Origin of the sequence: Streptomyces filamentosus (assembly GCF_014654895.1) — a bacterium.
In the GTDB taxonomy this organism is placed as follows: domain Bacteria; phylum Actinomycetota; class Actinomycetes; order Streptomycetales; family Streptomycetaceae; genus Streptomyces; species Streptomyces filamentosus.
Genome location: NZ_BNBE01000003.1, coordinates 284,997 through 301,034 on the forward strand (window position 1 = coordinate 284,997; position 16,038 = coordinate 301,034).

A 16,038-nucleotide genomic window follows, 5' to 3' on the forward strand; every position below is an offset into this window, starting at 1 on the left:
CGACAAGGACGCGTCATGATCGTACGGATCATGGGGGAGGGCCAGCGCGAGCTGGCCGACGGCCACGTCGCCGAGCTGAACGGGCTCGACGACGAGTTGCTGGCCGAGATGGAGTCGGGCGACGAGGACGGCTTCCGCCGCACCCTCGGCGCCCTCCTCGCCGCCGTCCGCCGGCTGGGGACCCCCCTGCCGGACGACGCCCTGGAGCCCTCGGAGCTGATCCTCCCGGCCCCGGACGCGACCCTCGAAGAGGTCCGCGCGATGCTCTCCGACGACGGCCTGATCCCGGGCTGACGCGGGCACGGGGGCCGGTGCCCCCGCCGGCGGCCGAGCGGGCGGGCGTACCGGGACGGCATTCTCGGCGACCCCGGAGCCGCCCCCGGGACCCGCACCGCACCCCGGGCCCCGTGCCGTTCCCCGGCCGCCTCCGTGACCCGCGGCGTTCCCCGGCCGCACCCCGGGCCCCGTGCCGTTCCCCGGCCGCCTCCGTGACCCGCGGCGTTCCCCGGCCGCACCCCGGGCCCCGTGCCGTTCCCCGGCCGCCTCCGTGACCCGCGGCGTTCCCCGGCCGCACCCCGGACCCCGCGCCGTTCCCCGGCCCCCGCCGCACCCCGTACCGTTTCCGGGTGACCAGCACAGGAACCGGACCAGGCTTCGCGGCACCGCTGTGCGCACGCTTCCGCGAGCACCCCCTCGCCTTCGACGCCCTCCTCGCCGCGGGCGCGCTCGTCGCGATGATCGCCGCCTCCTTCACCGACCCCCACGGCAGCGCCACCGGTCCCACCTTCGGCGACCGCGCCCCCACCCTCCTCGGGGTCGGGATGATGACCGTCTCCGCCGTGGCCCTGGTCCTCCGCCGCCGCAGGCCCTTCGCGGTCCTCGCGTTCGTCTCCGCGCTCGCCCTGATCGAGCTGCTGGGCGAGACCCGGCCCGCCCCCGTCGCCATCGGCGCCGTCATCGCCCTCTACACGGTCGCCTCCCGCACCGACCGCCCCACCACCTGGCGGGTCGGCCTCGCCACCATGACCACCCTCGCCGTCGCCGCCATGGCCTTCGGCCCCACCCCCTGGTACGCCCAGGAGAACCTCGGCGTCTTCGCCTGGACCGGCATGGCGGCCGCCGCGGGCGACGCGGTCCGCAGCCGCCGCGCCTTCGTCGACGCCATACGGGAGCGGGCCGAGCGCGCCGAACGCACCCGCGAGGAGGAGGCCCGCCGCCGGGTCGCGGAGGAGCGGCTGCGCATCGCCCGGGACCTCCACGACGTCGTCGCCCACCACATCGCCCTGGTCAACGTGCAGGCCGGGGTGGCCGCCCACGTCATGGACCGCCGCCCCGACCAGGCGAAGGAGGCCCTGGCCCACGTCCGGGAGGCCGGCCGCTCCGCCCTCGACGAGCTCCGCGCCACCGTCGGCCTGCTCCGCCAGTCCGGCGACCCGGAGGCCCCCACCGAGCCCGCCCCGGGCCTCGCCGTCCTCGACGGGCTCCTCGACAGCTTCCGCAAGGCCGGACTGCCCGTCTCGCTGGCCCGCACCGACGGCGGCCGGCCGCTCCCGGCGGCCGTCGACCTCGCCGCGTACCGGATCGTCCAGGAGGCCCTGACCAACGTCCGCAAGCACGCGGGACCGGACGCCCGCGCCGAGGTCAGCGTCGTCCTCGTGGGCCGTACGGTCGAGGTCACCGTCCTCGACGACGGCGCCCCGTCCGCCGGGCCGGCCGCCGAGCCCTCCGGCGGCCACGGCCTGCTCGGCATGCGCGAGCGGGTCACCGCCCTCGGCGGCTCCCTCACCACCGCACCCCGCTACGGCGGCGGCTTCCGGGTGCAGGCGATACTGCCGGTGACCCCCGGGACGACCCGGGAGGCGGGGGAGGACAGATGACGATCCGGGTGCTGCTCGCCGACGACCAGGCCCTGCTGCGCAGCGCCTTCCGGGTGCTGGTCGACTCCGAGCCCGACATGGAGGTGGTCGGCGAGGCCGCCGACGGCGCCCAGGCCGCCGCCCTCGCCCGCACCGAGCGGCCCGACGTCGTCCTCATGGACATCCGGATGCCCGGCACCGACGGCCTCGCCGCGACCCGCGCGATCACCGCCGACCCGGAGCTCGCCGGCGTCCGGATCGTCATGCTCACCACCTTCGAGATCGACGAGTACGTGGTCCAGTCGCTGCGCGCCGGGGCCTCCGGCTTCCTCGGCAAGGGCGCCGAACCGGAGGAGCTGCTCGGCGCGATCCGGGTCGCCCACGCCGGCGAGGCCCTGCTCTCCCCGGCCGCCACCAAGGGCCTGATCGCCACCTTCCTCGCCCAGAGCGCCGCAGGCCCGCCCACCGCGGCCCGGGTGGACGCCGGACGGCTCGCCGCGCTGACCGCCCGCGAGCGCGAGGTCCTCGTCCTCGTCGGCGGCGGCCTCTCCAACGACGAGATCGCCGACCGGCTCGACGTCAGCCCGCTCACCGTGAAGACCCACGTCAACCGCGCCATGGCCAAGCTCGGCGCCCGCGACCGCGCCCAGCTGGTGGTCACCGCCTACGAGACGGGACTGGTACGCCCGAGGGGGGAGTGACCCCGCCCGGCGGCGTACTGCGGACGCGGTACGCGCCCCGGGGCATACCCGCCCCGGGGCCGACGCGGGCGGGCCCCCCGGTGGCCGATCCTGGGGCCGGGGGCGCTCCTGGCTGCCCGCCGCCTGCCGACGCGTACGCCACAGAAGAGAGTCCCCATGTCCTGGCTGTCCAGATTCAGCCTCGCGCAACGGGCGCTGATCGGACTGACGTCCCTCATCGTCCTCGTCTTCGGACTGATCGCCGTCCCCCAGCTGAAGCAGCAGCTGTTCCCGTCGATCGAGCTCCCGATGGTCTCGATCATCGCCCCGTACCAGGGCGCCTCGCCCGACGTGGTCGAGAAGCAGGTCGTCGAGCCGCTGGAGAACAACCTCAAGGCCGTCGACGGCATCAAGGGCGTCACGTCCACCGCCTCCGAGGGCAGCGCCGTCATCATGGCCTCCTTCGACTACGGCGACGAGTCGACCAAGCAGCTCGTCGCCGACGTCCAGCAGGCCGTCAACCGCGCCCGGGCGCTGCTGCCCGAGTCGGTCGACCCGCAGGTCGTGGCCGGTTCCACCGACGACATCCCGACCGTCGTCCTCGCCGCCACCTCCGGCCAGGACCAGCAGGCCCTCGCCGACCGCCTGGAGCGCACCGTCGTCCCCGCCCTGGAGGACATCGACGGCGTCGGCCAGGTCACCGTGGACGGCGTCCAGGACCTCCAGGTCTCCGTCACCCCCGACGAGCGCAAGCTCGCCGCGGCCGGCCTGACCACCGTGAACCTCTCCCAGGCCCTCCAGAACGGCGGTGCCACCCTGCCCGCCGGCTCCTTCGCCGAGGCCGGCAAGAGCCGCACGGTCCAGGTGGGCGGCGGCTACACCTCGCTCCAGCAGATCCAGGACCTCCGCATCAAGCCCGCCAAGGGCAAGGCGGTCCGGCTGGCCGACGTCGCCACCGTGGAGCAGGAGGAGTCCACCCGGGTCTCCCTGACCCGCACCAACGGCAGGCCCAGCCTCGCCGTCCTGGCCACCATGGACAAGGACGGCAGCGCCGTCGCCATCTCCGAGGCCGTCGAGGACAAGCTGCCCGGGCTGCGCGAGCAGCTGGGCGCGGGCGCCGAGCTGACCGTCGTCTCCGACCAGGGCCCGGCCGTCGCCAAGTCGATCTCCGGCCTCACCACCGAGGGCGCCCTCGGCCTCGTCATGGCCGTCCTGGTGATCCTGGTCTTCCTCGCCTCGATCCGCTCGACCCTGGTCACCGCGGTCTCCATCCCGCTCTCGGTCGTCCTCGCCCTGATCGTGCTGTGGACCCGCGACCTCTCCCTCAACGTGCTGACCCTCGGCGCGCTCACCATCGCCATCGGCCGGGTCGTCGACGACTCGATCGTGGTCCTGGAGAACATCAAGCGCCACCTCGGCTACGGCGAGGACCGCCAGTCCGCGATCATCACGGCCGTGAAGGAGGTGGCCGGCGCGGTCACCTCCTCCACCCTCACCACGGTCGCCGTCTTCCTGCCGATCGGCCTGGTCGGCGGCATGGTCGGCGAGCTGTTCGGCTCCTTCAGCCTCACCGTGACGGCCGCCCTGCTGGCCTCGCTGCTCGTCTCCCTGACGGTCGTGCCGGTGCTCTCGTACTGGTTCCTCCGCGCCCCCAAGGGCACCGCGGAGAACCCGGAGGAGGCCCGCAGGCTCGCCGAGGAGAAGGAGGCGAGGAGCCGCCTCCAGCGCGCGTACGTGCCGGTGCTCCGCTTCGCCACCCGCCGCCGCCTCACCAGCGTGGCCATCGCCCTCGTGGTGCTGGTCGGCACCTTCGGCATGGCGCCGCTGATGAAGACCAACTTCTTCGACCAGGGCGAGCAGCAGGTCCTGACGGTCAAGCAGAAGCTGGCGCCCGGCACCGCCCTGGAGGCCTCCGACGCGGCCGCGAAGAAGATCGAGGAGGTCCTCGCGGACACCGAGGGCGTCAAGGACTACCAGGTCACCGTCGGCTCCTCCGGCTTCATGGCGGCCTTCGGCGGCGGCACCGGCGCCAACCAGGCGTCCTTCCAGGTCACCCTGGAGGAGTCCGCCTCGTACGAGAAGACCCGCGACGCCATCGAGACGGCCCTCGGCCGGCTGGACGGCGTCGGCGACACCTCGATCGCGGCCGGCGAGGGCTTCGGCAGCCAGGACCTGAGCGTCGTGGTGAAGGCCGGCGACCGCGAGCTGCTCCAGAAGGCGTCCGAGCAGGTCCAGAAGGCGGTCGCGGAGCTGGAGGACGTCACCGACGTCCAGAGCGACCTGTCCCAGTCGGTCCCGCGGATCTCCGTGAAGGCCAACGCGAAGGCGGCCGACGCCGGCTTCGACGACACCACCCTCGGCATGGTCGTCGCCCAGGCCGTCCGCGGCATCCCCGCCGGCCGGGCCACCCTGGACGACACCGAGCGGGACATCCTCATCACCTCGGCGGCCCCCGCCACCACCCTCGCCCAGCTGAAGGCGCTGCCGCTCGGCCCGGTGAGGCTCGGTGACGTCGCCACCGTCGAACTCGTCCCCGGCCCGGTCTCCATGACCCGGATCGACGGCGCCCGCGCGGCGACCGTCACCGCCAAGCCGACCACGGACAACACCGGCGCGGTGGGCGCCGCCCTCCAGACGAAGATCGACTCCCTGGACCTGCCGGAGGGCGCCTCCGCCTCCGTCGGCGGCGTCTCCGAGGACCAGAACGAGGCCTTCGTCAACCTCTTCCTGGCGATGCTCGCCGCCGTGGCGATCGTCTTCCTGCTGCTGGTCGCGACCTTCCGCTCGCTGGTCCAGCCGCTGATCCTGCTGGTCTCCATCCCGTTCGCGGCCACCGGCGCCCTCGGCCTGCTCGTCGTCACCGGCACCCCGATGGGCGTCCCGGCGATGATCGGCATGCTGATGCTCATCGGCATCGTCGTCACCAACGCGATCGTCCTGATCGACCTGATCAACCAGTACCGGGCCCAGGGGCACGGCGTCGTCGAAGCGGTCGTCGAGGGCGGCCGGCACCGGCTCCGCCCGATCCTGATGACCGCCCTGGCGACGATCTTCGCCCTGATGCCGATGGCCCTCGGCATCACCGGCGAGGGCGGCTTCATCGCCCAGCCGCTCGCCGTGGTGGTGATCGGCGGCCTGATCAGCTCGACCCTGCTGACCCTGCTCCTCGTCCCGACGCTCTACGCGATGGTGGAGCTCCGCAAGGAGCGCCGCGCGAAGAAGAAGGCGGCGAAGAAGGGCGCGAAGAAGGCGGGGAAGAAGGACGGCGACCCGGTGGTGCTCCCGGAGCAGCCGGACGTCAGCCCGCTCGACGCCACCCTGCTGGACGCCCTGGACTAGTCCCCGCACGGCAGACGGAAGGGGCGCCCCCCACGATCGCGGGGGGCGCCCCTTCCGGCGTACGGAGGACCGCTACGGGAGAACCCGCGACGGCAGAACCGTTACGGCAGCGCCAGCATCCGCTCCAGCGCCAGCTTCGCGAACTTCTCGGTCTCCTTGTCGACCTCGATCCGGTTGACGAGGTTGCCCTCGGCCAGCGACTCCAGCGTCCACACCAGGTGCGGCAGGTCGATCCGGTTCATGGTCGAGCAGAAGCAGACCGTCTTGTCGAGGAAGACGATCTCCTTGCCCTGGTCGGCGTAACGGTTCGCCAGGCGGCGGACCAGGTTCAGCTCGGTGCCGATCGCCCACTTCGAGCCGGCCGGGGCCGCCTCCAGGGTGTTGATGATGTACTCCGTCGAGCCCACGTGGTCCGCGGCGGCGACGACCTCGTGCTTGCACTCGGGGTGGACCAGCACGTTCACGCCGGGGATCCGGGCGCGCACGTCCTCGACCGACTCCAGGGAGAAGCGGCCGTGCACCGAGCAGTGACCCCGCCACAGGATCATCTTCGCGGCGCGCAGCTGCTCGGCGGTCAGCCCGCCGTTCGGCTTGTGCGGGTTGTAGACCACGCAGTCGTCCAGGGACATGCCCATGTCGCGGACGGCGGTGTTCCGGCCCAGGTGCTGGTCCGGCAGGAAGAGGACCTTCTCCCCCTGCTCGAAGGCCCAGTCCAGGGCCTTCTTCGCGTTGGACGAGGTGCAGATCGTGCCCCCGTGCCTGCCGGTGAAGGCCTTGATGTCGGCCGAGGAGTTCATGTACGAGACGGGCACGGTGACGTCCGCGATCCCGGCCTCGGTGAGGACGTCCCAGCACTCGGCGACCTGCTCGGCGGTGGCCATGTCGGCCATCGAGCAGCCGGCCGCCAGGTCCGGCAGCACGACCTTCTGGTCGTCGCCGGTCAGGATGTCGGCCGACTCCGCCATGAAGTGCACGCCGCAGAAGACGATGTACTCCGCCTCCGGCTTGGCCGCCGCGTCACGGGCGAGCTTGAAGGAGTCGCCGGTGACGTCGGCGAACTGGATGACCTCGTCCCGCTGGTAGTGGTGGCCGAGGACGAAGACCTTGTCCCCGAGCTTCTCCTTGGCCGCGCGGGCGCGCTCCACCAGGTCGGGGTCGGAGGGCGACGGCAGATCGCCGGGGCACTCCACGCCGCGCTCGCTCTTGGGGTCGGCCTCGCGGCCGAGCAGCAGCAGGGCGAGCGGCGTCGGCTGGACGTCCAGGGGGGTCTGGGCGGTGGTCACGTCACGCACCCTTTCTTCGGGGAACCTTTGCGGGAAACCTTTTCGTCTAAATGACGCTATCTATCATAACCCCTTCGCGTCATCCTGACGATGCCCATAGTGTCGATGTGACGAATTCGCCCTCCGCGCCGGAAGCCCGGGTGTGCGAGCATGAAGGAGGGAAAACCCACTCGCCCCGGAATGAATCCGGGACGCCGCCGGTTGCAACCGTCGGCAAGCAGTCTCCGTACAACCCGGGAGAGATGTAGATGTCCGTATCGGACGAGACCAGCACCGTCACCGACGGCATCCTTCTGAGCGACGCCGCCGCGGCCAAGGTCAAGGCTCTGCTCGACCAGGAAGGCCGTGACGACCTGGCTCTGCGTGTCGCCGTCCAGCCCGGTGGCTGCTCCGGCCTTCGCTACCAGCTGTTCTTCGACGAGCGTTCGCTCGACGGCGACGTCGTGAAGGACTTCGACGGCGTCAAGGTCGTCACCGACCGCATGAGCGCCCCGTACCTCGGCGGCGCCTCCATCGACTTCGTCGACACCATCGAGAAGCAGGGCTTCACGATCGACAACCCGAACGCCACGGGCTCCTGCGCCTGCGGCGACTCCTTCAGCTAGACGCTGCGGGACCACGACAAGGGCGGTGGCCCGGGAGACCGACCTCCCGGACCGCCGCCCTTCCGCACGCCCGCGGCCCTTCCGCCCGCCCGCTACCGCCGGGGCACGGCCTCGCCGCTCGCCGCGTCCACCACCGGCCGGTCGCCCAGCGGCGCCGCCGTCCGCACCTCCACGGTGACCTCCTTCGCCACCAGGACGCACGCCCGGTCGGGATCCAGCGGCTTCTCGTCGATCGTCACCCGCACCTGCCGCGGGTCCTCCTCGACGCGCGCCGCGTAGGTGCTGCACACCCCGCCCCAGAAGGTCACCGACAGGGTCCGCCCGTCGCCCCCGACCGCGTACGACTCGATCCGCCGCACCGGCGCCGCGCCCTGGTCCGGCGTGCTCGGCTCGGGCCGCGGGGACGGCTTCGAGGGCGGCACCAGGTACTCCGGCGCCACCGCCGTCGAGGTCACCGTGTACGGCGCCGAGTCCGCCGGATCGGCCGTGAAGAGCCACGCCGGGACGAGCACCCGGCCGTCCGCCGCGTCCGTCGCCGCGAGCCCGAACACCGCGCCCGTCACCGGCACCTCCCGGGGCGGCGCCATGTCCACGACCGTCTGGCAGGGCGCGTCCTTCCCGGCCCCGCCGTCCGCCCGCGGCTCCCCGGCCGGCGGGTCCGTGGCGCAGCCGCCGATCCCGACCGGGCCGGTCCCCCTCGACTCCTCGTTCAGCCGCGCGAGCGCCCGCTCCGCCGTGACCACGGGGTACGTCCCGGCCGAGGGCGGCTCCTTCAGCGTCCCGCTGCCCGCCACCGGCCGTCCGTCCGGACCGATGTGCAGCCCCGTCGACCAGCCGTACGTGGGCAGCCCGCCGACCACCGGATCGGCGTTCACCACCCGCACCGAACCGTTCATGACCTGACGCGCCGACACCTTCGCGTCGTCCTGCCCCAGCGCCTTCAGGACCGGGGCCGCCGCCGCCCGCGCCGCGGCCTCGCCCACCGGCGAACCGCCGGCCGGCGGCTTTGCCTCGCCCGGCGGCGGACACGCCCTGCCCTTCAGACAGGCGTCCCCGGCCGGACCACCGTCGTACCAGGAGTACGTCCAGCTCCCCGGGGCCTGCCGGGCCACGTCGAGCCGCGGCCCCTGGCCGTCCTTCTCCGGGCGGATCGTCCACACGTCCCCGACCAGCGCGGGCCGCCCCGTCATCCCCAGGGCCCCCGCGAGCCTGGCCACCTCCTCCGAGGTGACCAGGCCCTCCGGCCGGTGGACCGCGGCCGACGAAGGCCCTTGGGGGAGTGGGCCCTCGGCTCTGTAGACCGTCCCGTTCGGGCCGCCGCCCGGGTCCGGCTCGCCCGGCGCGATCCCCGCGCCCGGGCCCGTACCGCCGCTCGCGCCGTCCCCGCCGCCGAGCCGCAGGGGCGGCGGCGCGGGCGCGCCCGCGGCCCGGGGCGCCGCGGCGCCCCCGCCCCCACCGTCCCCGGAGGCGGTCAGGTACCAGCCTCCGCCACCGGCCAGCAGCACACCCGCCGCCACCGTGGCGACGAGCACGGTCCGCCGTCCGCGTCCGCTCTCCGCCTCCGCACCGCTCACCGCAACGCTCCCTCGTGTCGATCGGACACCGGTGGGACGGGGCGGCGGCGCGGTCGGTTCCGTCCCGTCAGCCGCCGTACTCGGCGGTGGCGGCGATCAGCCGCGCCGAGGCGTCCGGCACGACCACCCCGTGGATCAGGGCGGGGGAGACCGGGGCGGGCGCCGGATCGGCCGGCGTCACCCAGTGCGGGACCATCCGGGCACTGGCGCCGCGCAGCTCGGCGAGGCTCGGTTCGGACTCGTGTCGCTCGCGGGAAGCGGGGTACGTGGTCATGGGCGCACCGTATGCACCACGAGGCTCCGAAGAAAAGACCTACTCTGGGGTAGTTTCCACTGTTCGGCAGCGGCCCCGGCAGCGGCTACCGTGGATCGTCAGCACCCTTACACCCGCAGGAGCACCCAGCCGTGCGTATCGCAGTCACCGGCTCCATCGCCACCGACCACCTCATGACCTTCCCCGGCCGGTTCGCCGACCAGCTCGTGGCCGACCAGCTCCACACGGTGTCCCTCTCCTTCCTCGTGGACAACCTCGACGTCCGGCGCGGCGGCGTCGGCCCCAACATCTGCTTCGGCATGGGCCAGCTCGGCGGCGCCCCGATCCTCGTCGGCGCGGCCGGCTACGACTTCGACGAGTACCGCGCCTGGCTCGACCGGCACGGCGTCGACACCGCCTCCGTCCGCATCTCCGAGGTCCTGCACACCGCGCGCTTCGTCTGCACCACGGACAAGGACCACAACCAGATCGGCTCCTTCTACACCGGCGCCATGAGCGAGGCCCGCCTCATCGAGCTCAAGGCCGTCGCCGACCGCGTCGGCGGGCTCGACCTCGTCCTCATCGGCGCCGACGACCCCGAGGCGATGCTCCGCCACACCGAGGAGTGCAAGGCCCGCGCCATCCCCTTCGCCGCCGACTTCTCGCAGCAGATCGCGCGCATGGACGGCGAGGAGATCCGCACCCTCCTCGACGGGGCGACCTACCTCTTCTCCAACGAGTACGAGAAGGGCCTCATCGAGTCGAAGACCGGCTGGACCGACGAGGAGATCCTGTCCCGCGTCGGCCACCGCGTCACCACGCTCGGCTCCCGCGGCGTCCGCATCGAGCGGGCCGGCGAGCCGGCGATCGAGGTCGCCTGCCCCGAGGAGGAGGCCAAGGTCGACCCCACCGGCGTCGGCGATGCCTTCCGCGCGGGCTTCCTCACGGGGCTCTCCTGGGGCGTCGGCCTGGAGCGGGCCGCGCAGGTCGGCTGCATGCTGGCGACCCTGGTCATCGAGACGCTCGGCACGCAGGAGTACACCCTGCGCCGCACCAACTTCATGGACCGCTTCACCAAGGCGTACGGCGAAGAAGCCGCCACCGAGGTCCGCACCCACCTCTCCTGACCCCACAGGCCCCGCACGGGCTGCGCCCGTCGTCCCTGTGGGCAGGTGTCCCGCAGGGCGGGACGGGTGGGCACAGGGACGGCGCCCGTAGCCGGGCCGAGGTTTTCCGGGCCTGGACCCGCACCCGGTGTGCGGCGCACTTGGGGTGCGGGTCCAGGCCCGGAAGCGGAGGCACCCGCGAGGGGTGCCGTTCCGTCGTGCCCACCCGTTCCGCCCCGGCGGAACGATTGCCCACAACGGAACGGCGGCGGCACCGCACCCGCGCGGCCCGGGGCCCAGGGGTGGGCACCGCCCCGGCGGAACGACTGCCCACAACGGAACGGCGGCGCCGCACCGCCCCTCGCGGAACGCCCGCCGCGGCGGGTCCGGGGGTCAGGACAGGCGGCGTACGACGTAGGCGTGGCCGCCGCGGGGGGACGGGGTCGCGCCGACGTACTCCTGGGCGCGCATCTCGCACCACGCGGGGATGTCGAGCCGCGCCGCCTCGTCGTCGGCGAGGACCGTGACGGTCCCGCCGACCCGCACCGTGCCGATGACCTTCGCCAGCTCGATGACGGGCAGCGGGCACCGCTTCCCGAGCGCGTCGACCACGAGGTCCTCCCCGCCGTCCGGCACCGGCGCCCCCGTGCCCAGCCGGTCCCGCACGCCCGAGACGACGCCGGGCAGCACCGCGAGGAAGCGGTCGACGTCGGCCTCCGTGGTGCCGGCGGGCAGCGAGACGCGGACGTTGCCCTCGCTCAGTACGCCCATCGCCCGCAGCACGTGGCTGGGCGTCAGCGTCGAGCTCGTGCACGACGAACCGGACGAAACGGAGAAACCCTCCCGGTCCAGTTCGGACAGCAGCGTCTCCCCGTCGACATAGAGACAGGAGAAGGTGACGAGGTGGGGGAGGCGCCGCACCGGGTCGCCGACCACCTCCACGTCCGGCACCAGCTCCGGCACCCGCGCCCTGATCCGGTCGACGAGGGCCCGCAGCCGCGCGCCCTCCGCCGCGGCCTCGGCCCGCACCGCCCGCAGGGAGGCCGCCGCCGCGACGACGGCCGGCAGGTTCTCGAAGCCGGGCGCGCGGCCCGACTCCCGTTCGTCGGAGGGGCCTTGCGGGGCGAACCGGACGCCCTTGCGCACCGCGAGGAACCCGACGCCCGCCGGCCCGCCCCACTTGTGCGCGCTCGCGGCGAGGAGCGACCAGCCCCCCGGCACCGGCCCCCAGCCCAGCGACTGGGCCGCGTCGACGAGGAGCGGCACCCCGGCGGCCCGGCACGCCTCCGCCACCTCGGCCACCGGCTGCTCCGTGCCCACCTCGTGGTTGGCCGACTGGAGGCACGCCAGCGCCACGCCGGAGCCCGCCGCACCGGCCCCCGCCCCGCCGTCCGGCCCGCGCAGCTCCGCCGCGAAGGTCTCCGGGTCCACCGCACCCGTCCGCCCGACGGGCACCTCCGTCACCGTCCCGCCGGCCGCCGCGTGCGCCTCGCCCGCGTGCAGGACGGAGGAGTGCTCGACGGCCGACACGACCAGCCGGTCGCCCACCCGCCGGCGCCCGGCGAGCGCCCCCGACACGCCCGAGTGGACCGCGTGCGTCCCCGAAGGAGTGAAGACGAGTTCGTCGGGGCGACAGCCCACCGTCTCCGCCGCGGCCTCCCGCGCCGCGTCGAGCAGCAGCCGTGCCCGGCGGCCCTCCCGGTGGAGCCGGGCCGGGTCGGCCCACCCCTCGTCCAGGGCGGCGAGCAGCGCCTGGCGGGCGACGGGATGCAGGGGAGCGGCGGAAGCGGCGTCGAAGTACGGCATCCGCCCACGGTAGAGCCTCGGCCGGAGCCCGCTCCGGCGCGGCCCGCGGGCGGCGAGGGGAGTCCGGCCTCCGGACGCCGCCCGCCGGGGATGAGGCGGCGTCAGGAGGGCGGCGCGGCGGGCCGCCAGACCCCCGAACGGACGCTTCCGGCCCCCCTGCGGAACCTCGGGGTCCACCCCTTCGGGGACTCGGACGGCGCGTTGGGCACCCTCCCCGCGCGACCCCAAATAGCGTCCAGTAGGGTTTGGTCCGCATAAACATCCAAACCCCTGCCCGCGGCCGGGGCGGCGACCGACCAGCGAGACGGACGGCCGTGGCCGACCAAACGCGGGCCGAGACTCTCGGGAAGGCGCTACGTGAGTCCCAACGGCTCCGACCGCTCGTCGCGGCGCCCGATGCGGCGGAAGCTGCCGCAGGTGCTGACTGCGGGCCTGATCCTGGCGACAGCCACCGGCTGCTCGTACAACTGGGAAGACTTCCCCCGCCTTGGCATGCCCACCCCCGTCACGGAAGAGGCGCCTCGGATCCTCTCCCTGTGGCAGGGCTCCTGGGCCGCCGCACTCCTCACCGGCATCCTGGTGTGGGGCCTCATCCTGTGGGCGACCATCTTCCACCGGCGCAGCAGGACCAAGGTCGAGGTACCTCCGCAGACCCGCTACAACATGCCCATCGAGGCGCTGTACACGGTCACCCCCCTCATCATCGTCTCGGTGCTCTTCTACTTCACCGCGCGCGACGAGTCGAAGCTCCTTGCCCTCTCGGACAAGCCCGCCCACACGGTCAACGTGGTCGGCTACCAGTGGAGCTGGGGCTTCAACTACATCGAGGACGTCCCCGGCGTCGAGGGTGACGCGAAGAAGGACAAGAACCTCGCGTCGATCCCGGACAAGTTCATCGAACAGTTCCCGGAGAACGCGGGCGGCGTCTACGACGCCGGCATCCCCGGCGACCGGAACCCCCAGACCGGCAACCCGGGCCCGACCCTGTGGCTGCCGAAGGGCGAGAAGGTCCGCTTCGTCCTCACCTCGCGTGACGTCATCCACTCCTTCTGGGTGGTCCCCTTCCTCATGAAGCAGGACGTCATCCCGGGTCACACCAACGCCTTCGAGGTCACCGCGACCCGTGAGGGCACCTTCCTCGGCAAGTGCGCCGAGCTGTGCGGTGTCGACCACTCCCGGATGCTCTTCAACGTCAAGGTGGTCTCCCCGGAGCGCTACCAGGCGCACCTGAAGGAGCTGGCCGAGAAGGGTCAGACCGGCTACATCCCGTCCGGCATCGAGCAGACGGACCCGGCCAGGAACGCGGAGAAGAACCAACTGTGAGCATCCCCAACGAAACCAAGGGTGCCGCGGCTGAGGACTCGTACGAGAACGAGGTGCCCGTCCGCCGCAAGCAGCCCGGCAATGTGGTGGTGAAGTGGCTGACGACCACTGACCACAAGACCATCGGTACGATGTACCTGGTCACCTCGTTCGTGTTCTTCATCATCGGCGGCCTGATGGCGCTCTTCATGCGCGCCGAGCTGGCCCGTCCGGGCACGCAGATCATGTCGAACGAGCAGTTCAACCAGGCGTTCACGATGCACGGCACGATCATGCTGCTGATGTTCGCGACGCCGCTGTTCGCCGGTTTCGCGAACTGGATCATGCCGCTGCAGATCGGCGCGCCCGACGTGGCGTTCCCGCGGCTGAACATGTTCGCCTACTGGCTCTACCTCTTCGGCTCGATCATCGCGGTGGCCGGCTTCCTCACCCCGCAGGGTGCGGCCGACTTCGGCTGGTTCGCCTACTCCCCGCTGTCGGACGCCGTCCGCTCGCCGGGTGTCGGCGCCGACATGTGGATCATGGGTCTGGCCTTCTCCGGCTTCGGCACGATCCTCGGTTCGGTCAACTTCATCACCACGATCATCTGCATGCGCGCCCCGGGCATGACGATGTTCCGCATGCCGATCTTCACCTGGAACGTGCTGCTGACCGGTGTCCTGGTCCTGCTCGCCTTCCCGGTCCTGGCGGCCGCGCTGTTCGCCCTGGAGGCGGACCGCAAGTTCGGTGCCCACGTCTTCGACGCGGCCAACGGCGGAGCGCTGCTCTGGCAACACCTCTTCTGGTTCTTCGGACACCCAGAGGTGTACATCATCGCCCTGCCGTTCTTCGGCATCATCTCCGAGGTCATCCCGGTCTTCAGCCGCAAGCCGATGTTCGGCTACATCGGTCTGGTGGCCGCGACCATCGCGATCGCCGGTCTGTCCGTGACCGTGTGGGCGCACCACATGTACGTCACCGGTGGCGTGCTCCTCCCGTTCTTCTCCTTCATGACGTTCCTCATCGCCGTACCGACCGGCGTGAAGTTCTTCAACTGGATCGGAACGATGTGGAAGGGCTCGTTGTCCTTCGAGACCCCGATGCTGTGGGCCGTCGGCTTCCTGATCACCTTCACCTTCGGTGGTCTGACCGGCGTCATCCTGGCCTCGCCCCCGATGGACTTCCACGTCTCCGACTCGTACTTCGTCGTGGCGCACTTCCACTACGTCATCTTCGGCACCGTCGTCTTCGCGATGTTCTCCGGCTTCCACTTCTGGTGGCCGAAGTTCACCGGCAAGATGCTCGACGAGCGCCTCGGCAAGATCACGTTCTGGACGCTGTTCGTGGGCTTCCACGGCACCTTCCTGGTGCAGCACTGGCTCGGTGCCGAGGGCATGCCGCGTCGTTACGCGGACTACCTGGACGCCGACGGCTTCACCGCGCTGAACACGATCTCGACGATCTCCTCCTTCCTGCTCGGCCTGTCGATGCTTCCGTTCATGTACAACGTCTGGAAGACCGCCAAGTACGGCAAGAAGGTCGAGGTCGACGACCCGTGGGGCTACGGCCGTTCGCTCGAGTGGGCGACGTCCTGCCCGCCGCCGCGGCACAACTTCCTCACCCTGCCGCGGATCCGTTCGGAATCCCCGGCGTTCGACCTGCACCACCCTGAGATCGCTGCGGTCGACCAGCTGGAGAACAAGCCGCACGAGGCCGAGGCCCTCACGGGCAGCAAGGAGGCCGGCAAGTGAAGATCCAGGGCAAGATGTTCATCTGGCTGAGCGTCTTCATCCTTGCCATGGCGATCCTGTACGGCGTCTGGAGCAAGGAGCCGGTCGGCACGACGGCGCTCTTCCTGGCCTTCGGCCTCTCCATCATGATCGGCTACTACCTGGCCTTCACGGCCAAGCGGGTCGACGCGATGGCGCAGGACGACAAGGAGGCCGACGTCGCGGACGAGGCCGGCGAGCTGGGCTTCTTCGCCCCGCACAGCTGGCAGCCGCTGTCGCTGGCCGTCGGCGGTGCCCTCGCGTTCCTCTCGATCGCGATGGGCTGGTGGATCATGTACTTCTCCGCCCCGCTGATCCTCGTCGGTCTCTGGGGCTGGGTCTTCGAGTTCTACCGCGGTGAGAACCAGAACCAGTAGCAGTACCCCGCAACACCCCGAGGGGCCCGGTCACTTCGTACGCGAAGCGGCCGGGCCCCTCTTTTGCCGCGCTCGGCGCGCCCGCGCG

General features: G+C 72.3%; 13 protein-coding genes. 9 read left to right on the forward strand and 4 right to left on the reverse strand.

Features of this window, described 5'->3' with window-relative positions; translation table 11 throughout:
- Positions 1 to 15: 15 nt before the first annotated feature.
- From pspAA to IE326_RS28750, 4 genes are all read left to right on the forward strand, one after another.
- Complete coding sequence (gene pspAA, locus IE326_RS28735; protein ID WP_150227796.1) at positions 16 to 294, forward strand: PspA-associated protein PspAA; 279 nt, start codon at positions 16 to 18, stop codon at positions 292 to 294.
- A 332-nt stretch (positions 295 to 626) separates the two neighbouring features.
- Positions 627 to 1,877, forward strand: a complete 1,251-nt coding sequence (locus IE326_RS28740) for a sensor histidine kinase (RefSeq protein ID WP_229915725.1) — start codon at positions 627 to 629, stop codon at positions 1,875 to 1,877.
- A complete protein-coding gene (locus IE326_RS28745; RefSeq protein ID WP_190043731.1) occupies positions 1,874 to 2,557 on the forward strand; it encodes a response regulator in 684 nt (227 codons plus the stop codon). Before IE326_RS28740 ends, IE326_RS28745 begins: the two co-directional genes overlap by 4 nt.
- 156 nt (positions 2,558 to 2,713) lie before the next feature.
- Positions 2,714 to 5,875, forward strand: coding sequence for an efflux RND transporter permease subunit (locus IE326_RS28750; RefSeq protein WP_190043732.1), 3,162 nt, complete (start codon positions 2,714 to 2,716; stop codon positions 5,873 to 5,875).
- A 101-nt stretch (positions 5,876 to 5,976) separates the two neighbouring features.
- Here the strand turns inward: IE326_RS28750 and nadA are convergent, their stop codons facing one another.
- On the reverse strand, positions 5,977 to 7,158 hold the full coding sequence (gene nadA / locus IE326_RS28755) for a quinolinate synthase NadA (RefSeq protein WP_190043733.1): 1,182 nt from the start codon (positions 7,156 to 7,158) through the stop codon (positions 5,977 to 5,979).
- Positions 7,159 to 7,406: 248 nt separating this feature from the next.
- On the opposite strand from nadA, the gene IE326_RS28760 reads away from it, so the two are divergent.
- The gene (locus IE326_RS28760) at positions 7,407 to 7,763 is read left to right on the forward strand and encodes a HesB/IscA family protein (protein WP_030758092.1); all 357 of its coding nucleotides are present in this window, start codon (positions 7,407 to 7,409) and stop codon (positions 7,761 to 7,763) included.
- 92 nt (positions 7,764 to 7,855) lie between these two features.
- Here IE326_RS28760 and IE326_RS28765 read toward each other — a convergent pair whose 3' ends face one another.
- Both IE326_RS28765 and IE326_RS28770 read right to left on the reverse strand, forming a co-directional pair.
- Positions 7,856 to 9,337 (reverse strand): hypothetical protein, encoded by a 1,482-nt coding sequence (locus tag IE326_RS28765; protein ID WP_190043734.1) that lies wholly within the window; start codon positions 9,335 to 9,337, stop codon positions 7,856 to 7,858.
- A 67-nt stretch (positions 9,338 to 9,404) separates the two neighbouring features.
- On the reverse strand, positions 9,405 to 9,611 hold the full coding sequence (locus IE326_RS28770) for a hypothetical protein (protein ID WP_150227790.1): 207 nt from the start codon (positions 9,609 to 9,611) through the stop codon (positions 9,405 to 9,407).
- 131 nt (positions 9,612 to 9,742) lie between these two features.
- On the opposite strand from IE326_RS28770, the gene IE326_RS28775 reads away from it, so the two are divergent.
- Positions 9,743 to 10,717 carry a carbohydrate kinase family protein gene (locus tag IE326_RS28775; protein ID WP_190043735.1) on the forward strand — a complete coding sequence of 325 codons (975 nt, stop codon included), beginning with the start codon at positions 9,743 to 9,745 and terminating at the stop codon, positions 10,715 to 10,717.
- A 372-nt stretch (positions 10,718 to 11,089) separates the two neighbouring features.
- On the opposite strand, the gene IE326_RS28780 is transcribed toward IE326_RS28775, so the two are convergent.
- Entirely contained in the window at positions 11,090 to 12,502 is a 1,413-nt protein-coding gene (locus tag IE326_RS28780; RefSeq protein ID WP_190043736.1) for a cysteine desulfurase/sulfurtransferase TusA family protein, read from the reverse strand.
- Positions 12,503 to 12,859: 357 nt separating this feature from the next.
- Between IE326_RS28780 and ctaC the strand changes: the two genes are divergently transcribed.
- The 3 genes from ctaC to IE326_RS28795 are packed head-to-tail and all read left to right on the forward strand — an operon-like array spanning position 12,860 to position 15,950.
- Entirely contained in the window at positions 12,860 to 13,825 is a 966-nt protein-coding gene (gene ctaC / locus IE326_RS28785) for an aa3-type cytochrome oxidase subunit II (RefSeq protein ID WP_150227787.1), read from the forward strand.
- Positions 13,822 to 15,555: an aa3-type cytochrome oxidase subunit I gene (gene ctaD, locus IE326_RS28790; RefSeq protein WP_150227786.1), complete on the forward strand. Its 1,734-nt coding sequence runs from the start codon at positions 13,822 to 13,824 to the stop codon at positions 15,553 to 15,555. Before ctaC ends, ctaD begins: the two co-directional genes overlap by 4 nt.
- Complete coding sequence (locus tag IE326_RS28795; RefSeq protein ID WP_030758100.1) at positions 15,552 to 15,950, forward strand: cytochrome c oxidase subunit 4; 399 nt, start codon at positions 15,552 to 15,554, stop codon at positions 15,948 to 15,950. The genes ctaD and IE326_RS28795 overlap by 4 nt, the downstream gene beginning before the upstream one ends.
- Positions 15,951 to 16,038 lie beyond the last annotated feature (88 nt).

Excerpts from the sequence above, each read along its gene's own strand:
- pspAA (WP_150227796.1), top strand. The coding sequence starts at position 16 with ATGATCGTACGGATCATGGGGGAGGGCCAGCGCGAGCTGGCCGACGGC.
- IE326_RS28745 (WP_190043731.1), top strand. The coding sequence starts at position 1,874 with ATGACGATCCGGGTGCTGCTCGCCGACGACCAGGCCCTGCTGCGCAGC.
- IE326_RS28750 (WP_190043732.1), top strand. The coding sequence starts at position 2,714 with ATGTCCTGGCTGTCCAGATTCAGCCTCGCGCAACGGGCGCTGATCGGA.
- IE326_RS28760 (WP_030758092.1), top strand. The coding sequence starts at position 7,407 with ATGTCCGTATCGGACGAGACCAGCACCGTCACCGACGGCATCCTTCTG.
- IE326_RS28770 (WP_150227790.1), bottom strand. The coding sequence starts at position 9,611 with ATGACCACGTACCCCGCTTCCCGCGAGCGACACGAGTCCGAACCGAGC.
- IE326_RS28780 (WP_190043736.1), bottom strand. The coding sequence starts at position 12,502 with ATGCCGTACTTCGACGCCGCTTCCGCCGCTCCCCTGCATCCCGTCGCC.